Here is a 17,026-nt window from a genome sequence, read left to right as displayed (position 1 = left end):
GCCGCGTCGCAACGGCCCCCGCACCCGTTACGCCGCCTTTGCCGCCGCCGCCGCCTCGCGCGTGATCATCTCTGCGGCGAGGTCCATGTAGGCCTTGCTGCCCGCGCTCGTGTGATCGTAAAGGAGCAGCGGCTTGCCGTGAGACGGCGCTTCCGCGATGCGCACATTGCGCGGGATGATGGTGTCGTAAACCTTCTGGCCGAAGAAGCTTCGAACTTCGGCCGCGACTTCATTGGAAAGACGCGTGCGGCCGTCATGCATGGTCAGCACGACGCCGTGGATTTCGAGGCCCGGGTTCAAGCTCGCCTGCACGAAGTCGATGGTTTCCTTCAATTGCTGGATACCTTCGAGCGCGAAGAACTCGCATTGCACCGGCACGAGCGCCGCATCGGAGGCCGCGAGCGCGTTCAGCGTCAGGATGCTGAGCGAGGGCGGGCAGTCGATGAGCACATAAGAAAGACGGTCGGCGGGCGCGCGGTCGAGTTCGGAGGCGCGGAGCGACGCGATGGCGTCGCGCAGGAAGTAGGCGCGGTTCGGCGCCGCAGCGATTTCCGGCTCAAGACCGGCGAGGTCTCGGGTGGACGGGGCAACGAACAGGCCGGGGATCGCCGCCGGCGTCATCGCTTGTTCCAGCGCCGCCGCACCCGCGAGCACGTCGTAGGTGGACACATGGCGCGCCTCTTCCGGCACGCCGAGGCCGGTGGATGCATTGCCCTGCGGATCGAGGTCGATCACCAGCACTTTCTCGCCAGCCGCAGCCAGCGCCGTGCCGAGGTTGATGGCCGTCGTCGTCTTGCCCACGCCGCCTTTCTGATTGGCGACCGCGAAGACGCGAAGACCTGCTGCCTGGTTTCTCTTTGTCACTGCCCGCCACCTTGTCTGAGCATCGGCTTGCCGATTTCCAAAATGCGACCCTCTGCATCGCTGAGGCTGGCGTGGCTTCTGACTTCGAAAGCCCATCGCTTCTGCGCGTCAGCGATTTCCACTTCGGCCTCGCGGCCTTTAAGAAACAATCCGGTTGACGCATTACCGAAGAACGGGTGGGCCAGATCCAGCAGCGCATCGAGCGAAGCCAGCGCACGCGATGTGACGACGTCGGCAACGGGTACCGCGCCCGTTGCGGCGGCATCGGCGATGCGCATGTTGTGCACACGAGCGGGAGCCCCCGTCCGCCGCGCGACCTCGGAAAGAAACGCACACTTTCTTGCGTTGCTCTCCACAAGATGCACACAGGCGCACTCTTTCTGATTCGCGATCATAATAGCAATCGCGAGTCCGGGGAATCCCCCGCCGGAACCGAGGTCGACCCACGTTCTCGCGCCGGGCGCGAGCGCGACGAGTTGGGCCGAATCCGCGAAATGTCTTTGCCATATCTGAGGAATTGTCTTCGGGGCGACGAGGTTCACCGCCTTCTGCCACTGCACGAGCAGCCTTTCGTACAATTCGAGTTTTTCCACTGTTTCATGTGAAACACGAAAGGTCCGGGCAAATTCGGCGGCGCTGTTCACGTTTGAAGCACTCATGAATGGTATCCGTACAAGTGGGGGCGCTTTGGAGATTGCAGCATGCTGCCGCGCGTTCCCATGGCCCTTCCCACGCTTCTTGTTGCGCTGCTTTGCGGCATCGCGCAAACCGAGGCGTCGAAGTTGTTCACAGATGAGGCCGAGTTTCTCATCGCTCCCGTTCCGTCCGCCGATTGGACCGTTCAGGAAACCGAAACCCGCCCGAAATTCGCCGAGGTGGATTACCTGCCGAACGGGCAGACCTCCGACGACTGGAACCGCCTCGTCACCGTGCAGACATGGCGCGACCCCGGCTTCCGCTACGACGCCCTCGCTGAGACGATGAAGGAGCAGGTCGAGGCGACGCAGCCCTGCAAGTCCACCGCCATGCAGAAGCTCGCCGACCGCAAGGTGAGCGGCTACGACGCCGCGCTCTATGCGCTGTCCTGCCCGGAGAACAAGACGACCGGCAAGGGTGAATATACGCTCATCCTCCAGATTCAGGGCCGGGATGCGGTTTACGGCGTGCAACGGTCGTGGCGCGGCGCGGCCTTCGAGCCCGGCGCGATCCCCGTGCCCCATGAGGAGGGCGAGGAATGGCTCGCCTGGTTCGACCGCATCCAGCTCTGCGATAACCGCCTCGCGGGCAAAGGCTGCGGAGACGCCCTCGGCAGGGCGACCGCCACGGCGCGGAAACGCTGAGGCGCCCGGCCTGCCATCGGTGGACGCGTTCGCAAGGGGCGTGGCGCGAAGCCGAGCGTCGAACGCTTAGTGCGCCTTCTCCAGAGCATCGATATCGGATCCGCGTATCGCATCGAGATTCCGCGTGATCTTCTCAACGGACCACTCCCACCATGCGACCGCCTGGAGACGCACTATGATATCGTCATCGAACCGGCGGCGCATCAGCCGGGCCGGGTTGCCGCCAACCACGGCGTAAGCCGGAACATCGGATGCGACGACCGAGTGCGCGGCAATAATTGCGCCATCTCCGATGTTGACGCCCGGCATGATGAGCGCTTCCATTCCAAGCCAAACGTCGTTCCCAACCATCGTATCGCCTCGAAAGCCAGCCTGGATCGTCGCGAAATCGAAGCCCTCCCGCCACGCGTCGCCGAAGATGTTGAACGGAAAAGTAGAGAAGCCCGTCATGGCGTGGTTTGCGCCGTTCATGATGAACCGCACACCCGTCGCTATGGCGCAGAATTTCCCGATGACCAGACGATCGCCGATAAAATCGTAATGGTGGAGAACGCAGGCCTCCTCGAACCGCTCAGGCCCGAGCGGATCGTCGTAATATGTGTAGTCTCCCACAACGATGGTTGGGCGGGTGATGAGCGGCTTGAGAAAGCCGACTCGCGGATGCTCGGCGATAGGATAAGGGCGGGTTGGGTCTGGCGGCATCATGACGGGCATCCCATGATGGGCGGTTCAAGCGAAGCCGTGTCGCGCCCTTTTGTCGAGTTTACTTTATAGCGGGTCAATCGAAGACGGTTACAAAGATTTGCCGGCTTTGGATCGCGCTAACGCTCGGCAGCGGGTACAGCCTATCCTCACGCGGCGCGCGCCGTCTTCCGGATATGAGCGAGCAGCACCATCAGCGCGGCGGGCGTCATGCCGTCGATGCGGGCCGCCTGCGCGAGCGTCGCCGGGCGATGGCGGTCGAGCTTCTGCCGCACCTCGTTGGAAAGTCCCTGGATCGCCGTAAAGTCGAGCGCGGAAGGAATGGCCACGGCCTCGTCCTTGCGGAAGGAAACAATGCTCGCCTCCTGCCGGTCGAGATAGACGGCGTAGCGCGCATCCACTTCCAGCCGCTCCACGGTTCCGCGCGGCAGGTCGGCCAGCTCCGGCCAGACGCGGGCAAGCGCGCCGACCGACTGTCCCGGCAGTGCCAGCAGGTCGAAGGCCGAGCGGCGGCGGCCGTCGCGGTTCAACACGATGCCGTGGCGCGCCGCCTCGTCGGGCGTGAGCGTGAGCGTTTCGAGCAGCCGACGCGCCGAGCCGAGGGTCTCCGCTTTTGCGGCATAGGCAGCCTCGCGCATTGAACCGACGCAGCCGACACGAGCGCCCAGCGGCGTGAGCCGTTCATCCGCGTTGTCGGCACGGAGCCGCAAGCGATACTCCGCGCGGCTGGTGAACATACGATAGGGCTCGGACACCCCGCGCGTCACGAGGTCATCGATCATCACGCCGATATACCCATCCGTCCGCGACACGACGAAATCCGGCACGCCGCCGCCCGCCGCCAGCGCCGCGTTGACGCCCGCGACGACGCCTTGCGCCGCCGCCTCCTCATAGCCGGTCGTGCCGTTGATCTGCCCCGCGAGGAAGAGCCCCGGCAGCCGCTTCGCTTCGAGCGTGGGGCCAAGTTCGCGCGGGTCCACATAGTCGTATTCGATGGCGTAGCCGGGCCGGATGATTGTCACATTCTCCAGGCCGGGGATCGTCGCGATGAACGCGCGCTGCACGTCCTCCGGCAGCGAAGTGGAAATGCCGTTCGGATAGACGGCCGGATCGTCGAGGCCCTCCGGCTCCAGAAAGATCTGGTGGCTCTCGCGGTCGGCGAAACGCACCACCTTGTCCTCGATGGACGGACAATAGCGCGGGCCGACACCCTCGATCTGGCCGGAGTACATCGGCGCACGGTGGATGTTCGCGCGGATGATGGCGTGCGTCTCCGCCGTCGTCGCCGTGATGGCGCAGGCGATCTGCGGCGTCTCGATGTGATCGGTCATGAAGGAGAACGGCACGGGCGGCTCATCGCCGGGCTGACGGGCGAGGCGCGCGAAGTCGATGGTGCGTCCGTCGAGGCGCGCGGGCGTGCCGGTCTTGAGGCGCCCCATCCGAAGGCCGAGCGCATAGAGCCGGTCGCTGAGGCCGATGGACGGAGCCTCCCCCACACGGCCCGCAGGCGTTCGCGTCTCGCCGAGATGGATGACGCCCTTGAGGAAGGTGCCCGTGGTGATGACGACGGCTCCGCTGCGCAGCTCGCGCCCGCTCGCCGTGACGACGCCTGCCACGGCCTCGCCCTCGACCAGAAGATCCTCGACAGCGTCTTCCACCACGGTCAGCCGGTCCTGGGCGGCGAGCGCGGCCTGCATCTCGCGGCGATAGAGCTTTCGGTCGGCCTGCGCGCGCGGCCCCTGCACCGCCGGACCCTTGGAGCGGTTCAGCATGCGGAACTGGATGCCTGCCTTGTCGATGACCCTGCCCATGAGCCCGTCGAGCGCGTCGACCTCCCGGACGAGGTGCCCTTTGCCGAGACCTCCGATGGCCGGGTTGCAGGACATCTCGCCGAGCGTCGCCGCCTTGTGCGTGACGAGCGCCGTGGCCGCGCCCAGACGCGCGGCGGCAGCTGCGGCCTCGCATCCCGCGTGCCCGCCACCCACCACAATCACATCGAAAGCCCGCTCGGCCATCGCTCACATCCTGTCGTCTCGGGGAAGATGCTGCCGACGTGGAGAACCCCCACTCGGCGCGCACCGAAGATAGCAACGCCGCGCCGCAATTGAAATGGCGGCATGGCTTCACGTGAACGCGGCGCTTGCTGCACTTGCGAAAAGACGCGACACTTTTTTGGGATCGTCCGGCGACGCCACCGCTAGCAAAAGGGCGCCTCTGCGATTAGGTCCAGTCATTCGTTGATGAATTCAAGGAGAGAGCGATGCAGGCGCGAGATGTCATGACGAAACCTGTCATCACGGCGACGCCCGACACCGACATCCGCAAGATCGCATCCATCATGATGGAGAAGCAGATCGGGGGCTTGCCCGTGGTCGACTCCAGCGGTGTCGTCGTCGGGATCGTCACAGAAGGAGACCTCCTTCGCCTCAGATCGCCGGACCAGCAGAAAATTCACGACTGGCGTCTCTCGCTTCTTCTGGACCCGAAGGCGCTCGCGCAGCCTCTTCTCGACAAACTTCAGGCCCGCCTCACCGCGCGCGACGTGATGTCTGCTCCTGTCATGACCGTGCCGGACGGGGCCGAGGTGCTGGAGATCTGCAAGATGTTCGTGGACACGGGCATCAAGCGCGTACCGGTGACGCGCGAGGGGCGGCTCGTCGGGATCGTCAGCCGCTCGGACATCATCGCCCGCATCGCGCAGATGAAGCCGGAACCGCCGCAGGGCGAAGGCATCTTCGGATGGACGTTGCACTTCGATCCTTTCGACCGCGACAAGGACAAGACGCCACCCACGCCCGCCACACCGGAGCCGCGCCCCGATGCCCCTTTGACCGCCTCCGACTTCCGCCTCATCGCCCAGGAGGCAGCAGCGAAGAAACTGCGTCAGCGCGCAATCCAGGACCACGTCAAAAGCGACGACCGCATGGCGCGCGTGAAGCAACTCGTGGACACCCACCTGTCGGAGGACGAGTGGCTCACGGTCCTGCAAAGGTCGCGCGAGGCGGCTGAACGCGGCGAGCGGGAATATCTCGTGCTCCAGTTTCCGGCCGAGCTTTGCAGCGACGGGGGCCGCGCGATCAATGTCGGCGAGCCGGGCTGGCCAGCGACCCTTCGCGGCGAGGCGGCCGAGACCTTCCTGCGCTATGAGCGCACCCTCAAGGATCGCGGCTTCCACATGATAGCGCGCGTGCTCAGCTTCCCGAACGGCTATCTCGGCGACATCGGTCTGTTCCTGCACTGGGGCGGCATCATGGAGTAGTGCGAGCCGGAAGGCCCTCGCATTCGGTCTGCGGTCCGCGGCCTGCCTTCCTTCGCGCACAGGCTTCCGCACGAGCCGGTTGGGGCTGCTTCGGGCTCACCGCCTTTCAGTCGCCGATGTTTCATGTGAAACAGTTTGTTTACTTCTTCCGGCCGACGGGCGGGGCTTCCCGTCGCTGCGGTCACTTCCCGATGCAGAACTCGCCGAAGATCTGGCCCAGCACATCCTCGACATCGAGGCGACCGGTGAGGCGCCCGAGCGCGTCGGCGGCTTCGCGCAGATGTTCGGCGGCAAGCTCCGGCGCCTCACCCGCTTCGACGCCTTCGAGGAACCGAGCAAGAGCAAGCCGCGCGCGCCCGATCTCCTGCCGATGCCGGAAGCGCGTTATCGCCGGCGCTTCGCCTCTGCCATAGGTCTCGCCAGCAAACCGCACGAGCGCCGCCTTCAGAGCATCGAGCCCGAGACCGGTCTTGGCGGAAATGTAGACCGCCTCGCTGCCGAAGTTTCCGGGCGCGGGTGACGGAGCCACGTCCACCTTGTTCACGACGAGGAGCCTTACACCGGACGATGAGGTGACGGTGGCACCCTCGATGTGCGCGGATGGGGGCGAGGCGGCTGCCTCTCCGCCGGCTTTGGCCTTCGCCGTGCCCGCACCTTCGCGCGAACCGTCCACCATCGCGAGAACGACGTCGGCCGCCTCGGCTGCGGCCAGCGCACGGCGGACACCCTCCTGTTCGACGGGGCTCGTCGCCTCGCGGATACCGGCCGTATCGCGCAACACGAACGGATAGCCGTCAAGATCGAGCGACACTTCGATCACGTCGCGCGTGGTTCCCGGCTCGTCGTAGACGATGGCGGCCTCGCGTCCGGCGAGCGCGTTGAGCAAGCTCGACTTGCCGACATTCGGCTCGCCGACGATCGCGACCGATATGCCCTCGCGCAGGATCTCGCCCCGGCGGCCATCGGCCAGCGCGCTCTCAAGATCGGCGACGAGAGCGCGGGCCTCCGGCACGGCTTCCCTGAAAGCACCGTCCGCGATGTCCGCCTCGTCGGAAAAATCGAGGCTCGCCTCGACGTAAGCCATCGCCTTGAGAAGCGTGCGGCGCCATTTCTCGTATCGCGCCCGCATCGCGCCCGAATGCTGCGCCAGCGCCTGCCGCCGCTGCACTTCGGTGTCTGCGTTGATGAGATCGGCCAGCCCCTCGGCCTCGGTCAGATCGAGCTTGCCGTTACCGAAGGCGCGGCGCGTGAACTCCCCCGGCTCGGCCAGCCGCAGACCGATGTCGGCCAGAGCATTCATGACCGCCGCCACGACCGCGCGTCCGCCATGGACATAAAGCTCCGCCATGTCCTCGCCGGTGAAGTTCGCGGGGCCGGGAAGCCAGAGCACCATCGCCTCGTCGAGCATCTCGCGTGACTTTGGATGACGCAGCCGCCGGAAGCTCGACACGCGCGGCGCAGGCAGCCGTCCGTTGCAAAGCTCGTACAGCGTCTTTCTCGAAGCACGCCCGGAAATCCGGATCACGGCGATCCCGGCCCGGCCCGGCGCGGACGACAGCGCGTAGATGGTCATGAACGTTTCCTGCTTCTTAAGGCTTCAAAGACAAGTTGCACGATACATTTTCGAAATTTGGGTATAATCGTCCCGAGGGCTTGCCGTGCTTCTGGCGGACTTTCATTGGGCAAAGCAGTCAACAAGGTTGCCTCATGGCGTTAAATCGTTTGAGCGAAGAGACTAGTCCCTACCTTCAGCAGCACAAACACAATCCGGTCGAATGGTGGCCCTGGTGCCAGGAGGCCTTCGAGGAAGCGCAGCGGCTCGACAAGCCCGTGCTGCTCTCGGTCGGCTATGCCGCCTGCCACTGGTGCCATGTCATGGCGCACGAGAGCTTCGAGAAGGAGGATACCGCCGAGTTGATGAACCAGCTGTTCATCAACATCAAGGTGGACCGCGAAGAGCGCCCGGACGTCGACACCCTCTATATGACCGCGCTTCAGGAACTGGGGGAACAGGGCGGATGGCCGCTCACGATGTTTCTCACGCCCGACGGCATGCCCTTCTTCGGCGGCACGTACTTCCCCGACAAGCCGCGCTTCGGCAAACCCTCCTTCAAGGACGTGCTCGTGAACGTCGCGCGGGTCTACGCGCAGGAAAAGGAGACCATCGCGCAGAATACCGCCTATCTGAAGCAGCGGCTCACGCCCCGGCTGAACTACGGCGCGGCGCCCGAATTCTCGGAGGAGCAGCTTGCCGCCATCGCGGCAAAGTTCATCGGCGCCATCGACCCGACGAACGGGGGCCTTCGCGGCGCGCCAAAATTCCCGAACACCACGATCTTCCAGTTCCTCTGGCGCGCGGGCCTTCGTTACAATCTGAAGACCTGTATCGAGGAGGTGAAGAACACGCTCCTGCATATCTGTCAGGGCGGCATCTACGATCACCTCGGCGGCGGCTTCTCCCGCTATACCGTGGATGAGCGCTGGCTCGTGCCGCACTTCGAGAAGATGCTCTACGACAATGCGCTTCTCATCGAGTTCATGACCGAGGTCTGGAAGGAAACGCAGTCCGACCGCCTCAAGACGCGCGTGGCCGAAACCATCGGCTGGCTCAAGCGCGACATGATCGTTCCGGGCGGCGCCTTCGCCGCTTCCTATGACGCGGACTCCGACGGTATCGAAGGCAAGTTCTACGTCTGGAGCGCGCGGGAGATCACCGACATTCTCGGCCACGGCGAAGAGGCCGCGATCTTCGCGCAGACCTACGACGTGACGGAAGGCGGCAACTGGGAAGGCAAGACCATTCTGAACCGCCTGAAGGCGCTGGCGCTGCTCAACGGCAGCGAAGAGCGCGCGATGGATGAATGCCGCGCCAAGCTGCTCGCCGAGCGCGAGCGGCGCGTGAAGCCGGGCTGGGACGACAAGGTGCTGGCGGATTGGAACGGCCTCGCCATTCGCGCGCTGGCCCGCGCCGGCGACGTCTTCGTCCAGCCCGACTGGATCGCACTCGCGGTGGATGCCTATGGCTTCGTGAAAAGCCGCATGATCGAGAACGGCCGCCTGTTTCACTCCTGGCGCGACGGCAAGCTGAAAGGCCCCGCCACGGCCGCCGACTATGCCAACATGATTTCCGCCGCTCTCGTCCTCCATCAGGTGACGGGCGAGGCGCGCTATCTGGACGACGGGGTGGAGTGGACTGCCATCATGAACCGTCACTACGACGCGGAGCAGGGCGGCTACTATTTCGCGGCGGACGACACGAGCGACCTCATCCTGCGCCCGCTCTCGGCGAGTGACGACGCCGTGCCGAACGCGAACGCGACCATGCTGCAGAACCTCGCGGACCTCTATACGCTGACCGGAGACGCCGCCTATCTGACGCGCGCCGACGGTCTGCTGACCGCTTTCCAGGGCGCGGCCCAGACGATGGCCATCGGATACACCGGCCTTCTCTCCGGCGCGCTTACGCTGATATCGCCGCAATCCATCGCCATCGCGGGCGACCGTGCCGGTCCCGACGCAGCCGCGTGGCGCAGGGCTCTGGCGGAAGTGTCCTTGCCGGGCGCAACCGTGCAGTGGGTAAGCCCGGACGAGACGCTCCCGGCTTCCTCCCCTGCCTTCGGAAAGAAGGCTATCGGCGGCAACACGACAGCCTACATCTGTTTCGGACCGCGGTGTTCCGAACCGATCACAGATCCCGCTACCCTGAAGGAGCGGCTTAAGGAAGAGCGTGCCGTTTCTGTGCAGGTGGCCGCTTCGCCCGTTTAGCGGAGCGCCGCCGGTTTTATCTGGAACGCAACGCGGCGCGATACAGGGATTGCGTCGCGAGCCGCGTCCCACCGTGCCGGCGCTGGAAACGGGGCTTTATGACCCCCAAGCCAGGAAACCTCCACGGTATCGTGCTTCGGATGGAACGGATACCCTTCCGGTTCGAGCGCGCCGACGCGCTGAGCCGCGCGGCGCTGTCCTGCATGCGAAGCAGGCTGTGAGGGCCTATCCGGCCTCGAACGACTGAACCCCTCGAATGACTGCAAGGCCAGGAGCGGGGGAGCCGCTCCGGGAGCATCGTTGCGCGACATCAGGGCTTCTTTAGTCCCATAGGAATTCGCAGAAGGCTCCAGACAAGCTCTTTGGCCCAGAATGGGATGGGTGCCAGAACACGCATGCGATTTGCCTTAAAGTGCGTACGATGTCATAGTAGCTGCTTGCTTTAGTCGGTACCGGAACCGGGTCGGTTTCGGCTTCGCAACGCCTATTTCCGCTTTTTCGTTTGATGCCCACTCATTCAACTTATCTGCGCACTCCTAACTCTTGTGCACAAACCTGCTTTAGGAATTCGCCATGTCGAGTGGCATAGCCACAGTATTATCGGACCTGTTCGATCAGATTGCCGTCGCTGTTTTTATCATTTCCGGTAGCGGGAGCCTCCTTTTCTCCAATCGCGCCGGCCAAGCCATGATCGACGAGGGTTGGCCGGTCCGTTTCACCAACGGCGTTCTCACGGGGATCGACACCCCCGCCTCGGAGGCTTTGAAGAAGGCTCTCGACAAAAGGCATGCCGATGGCGCGAGCGATCAGGCCATTTGTCTTGCCATTGCGGGACAGGGAAGGCCGAGCGCCATCGGATATCTGAGGGCCATCCCGGGGGCCGATACCTCGGCTTCCATGTTGCTCGTCACGCAAACCGGACGATCGACCGCCTACGGAATAGAAGGTCTGGCCAGCAGCTATAACCTCAGCAAGGCCGAAACGCGCATTCTCAAGCACGTCGTGGAGGCGCAGTCGCTCCCCGAGGTCGCGCAGCGCCTCAATCTGTCGCTTCCTACCGTCAAGAGCCACATGCGCCGGATTCTGAGCAAAACGCAGTGCTCACGGCAGGCAGACCTGCTTCGCATCGTGGAGGGGGCACGCGCATATTTTTATCGTCCCCGCAGCGAGAATTGAGAAGTCTCACATCCGCGTTGGCGCACCGCTCCGAGGATGCGACAACGGGGGCGGCGGAACAGCTTCCCCCACTCACGGGCGGGGAAGCACGCCATCCACGAACGCGCGGATCAGCGAATGCGCCATCGAAATTCGCGGCGGGACGAACAGCCCTTCCGGGTGAGAGAACGCAAGCATCGAGGCAAGTTCCACCCGGTCGAACCAACGCGCATCGGACAACTCCGTGCGGTCGATCGTAATCGCCTCGGTGAGAGCCTCGCCCCAGCAGCCGATCATCAACGAGTGCGGAAAGGGCCAAGGCTGGCTCGCCACATATTCGACCGCACCCACCTCCACGCCCGTCTCCTCCTTCACCTCGCGGCGAACGGCGTGCTCGACGTCGTCGCCGGGTTCGACATAACCGGCGAGCGTCGAATAGAACTTGTCCGGAAAGCGAAGCTCATGGCCGAGCAGCGCACGGTCGCCGCGCGTGACGAGCATGATCACGGCGGGGTCGGTTCGCGGCCATGTGCTTTGCCCGCACCCCGCGCAGGTTCGGCACCATCCGCCCTCGATCGCATGCAGCGGACCGCCGCAGCGCGAGCAGCAGCGTTGATGGGCATGCCAGCCGAGCAGCGCCCGCGCTTCCGCCGCGATCAGCAAATCCGTTTCATGTGAAACACCCTGAAGCGCGAGCGAGCGCAGATCGACAAGCGGAGAGAGCGCCTTTTCCACCGCCGCGAAGTCTCTGTGGTAGGGCGGCACGTTGCAGGCGAACACGCTGGCCCCCGTCCCGTCCTCACCCAGAAACGCGAAGTCGGCCGGCGCGGCGAGGGCCTGCACTTCCGGCACACTCAGCCAGCGAATGGCGGGCGGCGCGCGGTCCGGCGTCGGATGGATGGGAATCCGAAGGTCGGCGAGGACCAGAACCCTGGTGCCGGGAGCATTGAACCGGGCGTCGATGAAAGCCGCATCGCGCCGCACCTCCGCGCGGCGGTTGAGGCCCTTTTCAGAGGTAATCGTGGGTAAATGGAGAAGCGGCATCGCTCAAACCTTAACGACTGAAGCGACGGCCTTCAATGAAGAGACATCGCTTCAGTCAGCAAAGCGGGCGGGTGCTCACAGCTTCCGCAGCGCCACCGTCTCCACGCGATGCGAGTCGCCCTTCGACAGGATGAGGTTGGCGCGCTTTCTCGTCGGCAGGATGTTCTTCTTCAGGTTCACGAGGTTGATCGTGCGCCAGAGCTTCAGCGCCTGCGCAATGGCCTGTTCCTGCGTCAGCTTGGAATAGCGGTAGAAATAGGCGTCCCTGTCGCGGAACGCGGTGCTGTAGAGGCGCAGGAAGCGGGTCACGTACCACTTTTCGATCACCGCCGGTTCCGCGTCGATGTAGATCGAGAAGTCCAGAAGGTCGGAGACGAAGGGCACCGCGTCGCCGTGCTTCGGCAGCTTCGCGGGCTGGAGCACGTTCAGCCCCTCGATGATGAGGATGTCGGGCCGGTCGACGACGATCTTTTCGCCGGGAATGATATCGTAGGAGAAGTGAGAATAAACGGGCGCTTCCACGCGCGCCTTGCCCGCCTTCACGTCGGCGACGAATTGCAGTAGCCGCGCCTGGTCGAAGCTCTCGGGAAAGCCCTTCTTGTGCATGATGCCGCGCCGTTCAAGTTCGGCATTCGGCCACAGAAACCCATCCGTCGGAACGAGATCGACGCGGGGATGGTTCGGCCAGCGCACAAGCAGCTCGCGAAGCACGCGCGCCGACGTGCTCTTGCCCACCGCCACGCTGCCCGCGACACCGATGATGAACGGCATCTTGGCGTCGCCGTGATTGAAGAAGCGCGTCGTCGCGCTGTGCAGAAGCTGCGCCGCGCGAACGTAATAGTTCACGAGCTTGGCAACGGGCAGATAGATGTCCGTCACTTCTTCCTGCGAGATCTTTTCGATGAGGCCCGAAAGGCGCGCAAGATCGGCCTCGGACAGCGTCATGTGAACGCCGTCGCGCAGCTTCGACCATTCCTCGCGCGAGAAGGTACGATAGGGAGAGAGCTGCAGGGCCTGGGGCAACTCGAACTCCAGAACGGGGCTCGGCATGCTCATGACTGCGAGCCATCCTTCGGCCGCGACGCCTTTTCCGCATGTCCTGATTGAGCGGTGCGGCTGTCGAGTTCGGCGAACACCGCCTCGATCGGGACATTGCGCGCTTCGAGCAGAACCATCAGGTGATAGAGAAGGTCCGCGGCCTCCGCGCGGAGCTTTTCGTCGCTCTCCGCGACGCCTGCGATCACGGTTTCGACCGCTTCCTCGCCAAGTTTCTTGGCGCAGGCCGCCGCGCCCTTGTCGAGCAGCGATTTCGTATATGACGCGGAAGCAGTGGAAGCGCGGCGCGCCTTTATCGTCGCGGCCAGTCGTGCGAGCGTATGTTCACTCATGCCTAAGCCCCTCGGGCCGCCGTGACCGTCGCCGCAATCATCAATGAGCGGCTTTTCCGGATCAAGGCGAAATTAAATGCCGAACTTCACGAACTGCGGAAATGCGAAGTCGCGCTCAGCGGCCTCGGAAGAAAGATCATAACCGGTCCCGCCTTGGGAAAGATCCCGTGCTCTTTCTCCGCCCTCTTTGTCAAGATCCACGACGCTTATCCATACGGCGAACAAGGGTCGGATTGACACCTATCGACGTCGCATCATGGCGACAAGCGCGCTTGCGCTGCGATAGCCGACCCGGCGCGCGGTGGCCTCGGCCTTCGCGCCCTCGCTCAGCAGGGCCGCGGCGCTCATCGCGCGCAACCGCCGCCGCCATTCCGCGAAGGAAAGACCCGTTTCCTCCCGGAAGCGGCGCGTCAATGTGCGGCGGGAAAGGCCGCACCGTATCGCCCAATCGTCGATGTTGAGTGGAAGCGCGCAATTCTCGATCAGCGCTTCGCAAAGCGCGGCCAGCCTGCGGTCCCCCGGAAGCGGAAGCTCGAACTCCGCCCTCGCTGCGCGCGCCACCTCGTGGACGACGAGCGCCGCCAGCGCGCCGCCTCGTCCGCTCTCGTCGTAAAGTACCGGCTCTTCGAGAAGGGCGAGGATCGCTTCGCGCAGGAGGACCGGCACGGCGATCACCTTGCATTGCGTCGGGATGACGCCGGCTTCCTCCCCCCGGATGTAGGCGGTGCGAAGAGAAACGGGCACGCGAAAATCCACGCAATGAACCGTGTGCGCCGGTATCCAGAGCGCATGACGCGGCGGCACGATCCACGCCCCTTGCGCGGTCTTCGCCAGCATGACGCCCTCGACCGCATGAAGGAGCTGTCCGCGCGGGTGAAAATGCGGCTGCGTGCTGGCTCCCGCCGGATAGTCCTTCGCCATAACGGCGACCGCGCGCGGCACATTCTGGTAGTCGGCGCGATCGGTGCTGCGATTTTGGCCCGCTTGAGACAGTTTTCGGCCCCCGTGCGTTTTCAGGCCAGACTACGCTTTCGGCAGGTCCGCAAGCAAGAGAGGGATACGCCAACACCATGACCGCAAAGGGCGACGCGCCGCACAAGACGCTGCTTTTCGTGAACATCGCACACGCGCTGGATCATTTCGTTCTGCTGATTTTCCCGACCGCCGTCATTGCCATCGCGGCGGACCTCGGCCGCGATTACGGCGATCTCATCTGGCTCACGACCGGCGCTTTCGTCGCGTTCGGTTTCTTCGCGCTTCCGGTGGGCTGGCTCGCGGACCGCTTCGGGCGGCGCGCGCTCCTGACCGCCTTTTTCTTCGGCTACGGCGCGGCGTGTCTCGCGGTGGCGTCATCGACGAGCTTCCCGATGATCGCCGGGTCGTTGCTCATGCTCGGCATGTTCAGCGCGATCTATCATCCCATCGGGTCCGCCATGATTGTGGCGAACGCGACGAAGCTCGGCCGCGCGCTCGGCATCAACGGCGTATGGGGCAACATGGGCGCGGCACTCGCTTCCGGCATCACGGCGCTTCTGGCCGCGAATTTCGGATGGCGCGCGGCATTCATCGTTCCCGGCGTGATCCTTGTCGCGCTCGGCATCGCGTTCGTGGCGCTCGTCCGCGATGACACCATGACCGGCAAGAAGGGCGCCGCGAGCCACGCGCTCGTCATGAGCCGCCAGCGCCTTGTGTGGCTGCTGCTCGCTTTCATGACAGCAATCCTCGCGGGCGGCCTGACGTTCAACATCGTGACGATCGCCATGCCGAAGGTGATCGACGAGCGGCTCGGCTTCTCGCTCCCGCTGGAGCTGACGGGCTGGATCACGACGAGCATTTTCGTCTGCGGCGCGCTCACTCAGGTCACTATGGGGCGGCTCATCGACAAGCTGGAACTGCCGTTGCTGTTCGTTGCCCTGTCCGCGTTGCAGGCAGGTGGCCTGCTGCTCTCAGCGCTGACGACGGGCGTGCCGATGGCGGCGGGGCTCGTGCTGGCGACAGCAGCGATTTACGGACAGGTGGTGTTGAACGACGCCATGGTGGGCCGCTACGTCGCCGACGAATTCCGTAACCGCTTATATTCCGTGCGCTTCTTCGTCGGCTTCACGGTGGGCGGCCTCGCGGTGCCGCTCATCAGCCTTCTGCGCGCTCACGGCGGATTTCAGGAGGTGCTGCTCGTCTCGGCCGCCGTGGCGGCGGTCATCCTCATCTGCGCGCTTGCGACATGGGCGCTGGTGCATGGGAAGACGCAGCCCGCGGTGGCTCCGGCGGAATAGCGCCGGAACTGACGGCACTTGCGGTCGTTCTCCAAAAAGGGCCAACGGAGGAAACGACCATGCCGAGAAAGACCGTGGAACCGCGCACCGCGGCAAACAGGCTGCTCCCGGCTTTGGCGCTGGGAGCGGCCTTGGCGGCATTCACAAGTCTTCCGCTTCAGGCGGATGTCGACGCGCCGAAGCCGAAAGCCGCGCCCGAGGATACGCTGTCGAGCGATCCGAACCGCGTTCAGGTGCCGGTGCCTGACTTGCGGCCTGGCGAAACGCTGACCGAGCATCTCGACCGCAACGACGGCGTCATCCGCCCGCAGGAACGCAATACACCCAACATGTCGACCGTGATGCCGCCTGAGCCTCATCCGAACACGACGCCGGTCATTCCTCCACCGGGCACGCCGGGCGGCGATCAGAGCATCGAACCGAAATAGAAGATCGCCTCCGTTCGGGGACGAAAACCTTGCTCCATTTCTTGGGATGACGGCGACGTGCGCCTGCGAAGGCGTTGCAGTCGCGTGTGCGGCATGGTAGCTCACCGCTGAAGGCGCGCCGCCCGTGGCCAGCCGCAAAAGCGTAGACTCAGACATTCCGGAGAATGAGCCAATGGCCGAGACCAATGGAACGAACGGCGGCACCCAACAGCCCGAACTGAATCCGGGTCAGCCGCAAGTCAACGTCATCGGACAGTATATCAAGGATCTGTCCTTTGAGTGCCCGGATCCCACGCGCTTCTTTCGCGGCCCCGGCAACAACCCGAACCTGCAGCTGAACTTCAATGTGCAGGTGAACAACATTCAGGATGGCGTTTTTGAGGTTGGCCTTGCGCTCGAAGGCGAAGCCAAAAGCGATGAGGGCGTGCTTTACAACATCGAGCTGCTTTACGCGGGCGCGTTCGTTCTGAAAAATCTGCCGCAGGAAGCCGTTCAGCCCGTTCTGTTCATCGAAGCGCCGGCGCTGCTCTTCCCCTTCGTGCGCCGTCTCGTAGCGGACCTGACGCGCGAGGGCGGGTTCCCGCCGCTGCTGCTCGATCCGATCGATTTCGCCGGTCTCTATCGCCGTCGCGCCGCTGAAGGCCAGCAGCCGACCGTCAGCTAGAACTTGGGACGATGCAGCAGGAGGTTCGCCTTCTCTGCTCGACGAGCACCGCTCATGCTGGGCATCGCGCTTTAACAAAGTGCGGTGCTTTTTTATTGAGGCGGCGCGGCGCCGGATGGACCTGACCATCGGAAGTCCGCCCAG

General features: G+C 64.3%; 17 protein-coding genes. 8 read left to right on the top strand and 9 right to left on the bottom strand.

From position 1 onward, the window contains the following. Positions 1-27: 27 nt before the first annotated feature. Together EK416_RS15940 and rsmG are read right to left on the bottom strand one after the other, a co-directional pair. Positions 28-864, bottom strand: coding sequence for a ParA family protein (locus EK416_RS15940; RefSeq protein ID WP_127079222.1), 837 nt, complete (start codon positions 862-864; stop codon positions 28-30). Next, positions 861-1,508 carry a 16S rRNA (guanine(527)-N(7))-methyltransferase RsmG gene (gene rsmG / locus EK416_RS15935; protein ID WP_245434080.1) on the bottom strand — a complete coding sequence of 216 codons (648 nt, stop codon included), beginning with the start codon at positions 1,506-1,508 and terminating at the stop codon, positions 861-863. The genes EK416_RS15940 and rsmG overlap by 4 nt, the downstream gene beginning before the upstream one ends. A gap of 57 nt (positions 1,509-1,565) precedes the next feature. Between rsmG and EK416_RS15930 the strand changes: the two genes are divergently transcribed. Continuing rightward, positions 1,566-2,204, top strand: coding sequence for a hypothetical protein (locus EK416_RS15930; protein ID WP_164729956.1), 639 nt, complete (start codon positions 1,566-1,568; stop codon positions 2,202-2,204). Between the two features lie 66 nt (positions 2,205-2,270). On the opposite strand, the gene EK416_RS15925 is transcribed toward EK416_RS15930, so the two are convergent. After that, entirely contained in the window at positions 2,271-2,909 is a 639-nt protein-coding gene (locus tag EK416_RS15925) for a CatB-related O-acetyltransferase (protein ID WP_127079218.1), read from the bottom strand. Positions 2,910-3,055: 146 nt separating this feature from the next. Further along, positions 3,056-4,921: a tRNA uridine-5-carboxymethylaminomethyl(34) synthesis enzyme MnmG gene (gene mnmG / locus EK416_RS15920; RefSeq protein WP_127079216.1), complete on the bottom strand. Its 1,866-nt coding sequence runs from the start codon at positions 4,919-4,921 to the stop codon at positions 3,056-3,058. Positions 4,922-5,184: 263 nt separating this feature from the next. On the opposite strand from mnmG, the gene EK416_RS15915 reads away from it, so the two are divergent. Continuing rightward, complete coding sequence (locus EK416_RS15915; protein WP_164730060.1) at positions 5,185-6,165, top strand: CBS domain-containing protein; 981 nt, start codon at positions 5,185-5,187, stop codon at positions 6,163-6,165. 181 nt (positions 6,166-6,346) lie between these two features. Here the strand turns inward: EK416_RS15915 and mnmE are convergent, their stop codons facing one another. Further along, positions 6,347-7,738, bottom strand: coding sequence for a tRNA uridine-5-carboxymethylaminomethyl(34) synthesis GTPase MnmE (gene mnmE / locus EK416_RS15910; protein ID WP_127079212.1), 1,392 nt, complete (start codon positions 7,736-7,738; stop codon positions 6,347-6,349). A 134-nt stretch (positions 7,739-7,872) separates the two neighbouring features. Here mnmE and EK416_RS15905 point away from each other — a divergent pair, with 134 nt between their 5' ends. Both EK416_RS15905 and EK416_RS15900 read left to right on the top strand, forming a co-directional pair. Then, entirely contained in the window at positions 7,873-9,930 is a 2,058-nt protein-coding gene (locus EK416_RS15905) for a thioredoxin domain-containing protein (protein WP_127079210.1), read from the top strand. Positions 9,931-10,503: 573 nt separating this feature from the next. After that, positions 10,504-11,106 (top strand): helix-turn-helix transcriptional regulator, encoded by a 603-nt coding sequence (locus EK416_RS15900; protein WP_127079208.1) that lies wholly within the window; start codon positions 10,504-10,506, stop codon positions 11,104-11,106. 72 nt (positions 11,107-11,178) lie between these two features. Here EK416_RS15900 and nudC read toward each other — a convergent pair whose 3' ends face one another. From nudC to EK416_RS15885, 3 genes are all read right to left on the bottom strand, one after another. Then, the gene (gene nudC, locus EK416_RS15895; protein WP_127079206.1) at positions 11,179-12,129 is read right to left on the bottom strand and encodes an NAD(+) diphosphatase; all 951 of its coding nucleotides are present in this window, start codon (positions 12,127-12,129) and stop codon (positions 11,179-11,181) included. A 75-nt stretch (positions 12,130-12,204) separates the two neighbouring features. Beyond that, positions 12,205-13,185 (bottom strand): type I pantothenate kinase, encoded by a 981-nt coding sequence (coaA, locus tag EK416_RS15890; protein ID WP_127079204.1) that lies wholly within the window; start codon positions 13,183-13,185, stop codon positions 12,205-12,207. Next, positions 13,182-13,517, bottom strand: coding sequence for a phosphoribosyl-ATP diphosphatase (locus tag EK416_RS15885; protein ID WP_127079202.1), 336 nt, complete (start codon positions 13,515-13,517; stop codon positions 13,182-13,184). Before EK416_RS15885 ends, coaA begins: the two co-directional genes overlap by 4 nt. Positions 13,518-13,538: 21 nt before the next feature. Here EK416_RS15885 and EK416_RS15880 point away from each other — a divergent pair, with 21 nt between their 5' ends. After that, positions 13,539-13,754, top strand: a complete 216-nt coding sequence (locus EK416_RS15880) for a hypothetical protein (protein ID WP_127079200.1) — start codon at positions 13,539-13,541, stop codon at positions 13,752-13,754. Positions 13,755-13,757: 3 nt separating this feature from the next. Here the strand turns inward: EK416_RS15880 and EK416_RS15875 are convergent, their stop codons facing one another. After that, entirely contained in the window at positions 13,758-14,438 is a 681-nt protein-coding gene (locus EK416_RS15875) for an AraC family transcriptional regulator (RefSeq protein WP_245434079.1), read from the bottom strand. Positions 14,439-14,587: 149 nt separating this feature from the next. Here EK416_RS15875 and EK416_RS15870 point away from each other — a divergent pair, with 149 nt between their 5' ends. The 3 genes from EK416_RS15870 (at position 14,588) to secB (ending at position 16,882) form a co-directional block, all read left to right on the top strand. After that, the gene (locus EK416_RS15870) at positions 14,588-15,790 is read left to right on the top strand and encodes an MFS transporter (RefSeq protein ID WP_127079196.1); all 1,203 of its coding nucleotides are present in this window, start codon (positions 14,588-14,590) and stop codon (positions 15,788-15,790) included. A gap of 59 nt (positions 15,791-15,849) precedes the next feature. Further along, positions 15,850-16,218 carry a hypothetical protein gene (locus tag EK416_RS15865; protein WP_127079194.1) on the top strand — a complete coding sequence of 123 codons (369 nt, stop codon included), beginning with the start codon at positions 15,850-15,852 and terminating at the stop codon, positions 16,216-16,218. Between the two features lie 172 nt (positions 16,219-16,390). Then, positions 16,391-16,882: a protein-export chaperone SecB gene (gene secB / locus EK416_RS15860; RefSeq protein ID WP_127079191.1), complete on the top strand. Its 492-nt coding sequence runs from the start codon at positions 16,391-16,393 to the stop codon at positions 16,880-16,882. Positions 16,883-17,026 lie beyond the last annotated feature (144 nt).

This window comes from Rhodomicrobium lacus (assembly GCF_003992725.1).
Taxonomy (GTDB): domain Bacteria; phylum Pseudomonadota; class Alphaproteobacteria; order Rhizobiales; family Rhodomicrobiaceae; genus Rhodomicrobium; species Rhodomicrobium lacus.
The sequence above is the reverse complement of the archived record's forward strand: the minus strand, read 5'-3'. Positions and strand labels throughout refer to the sequence as shown.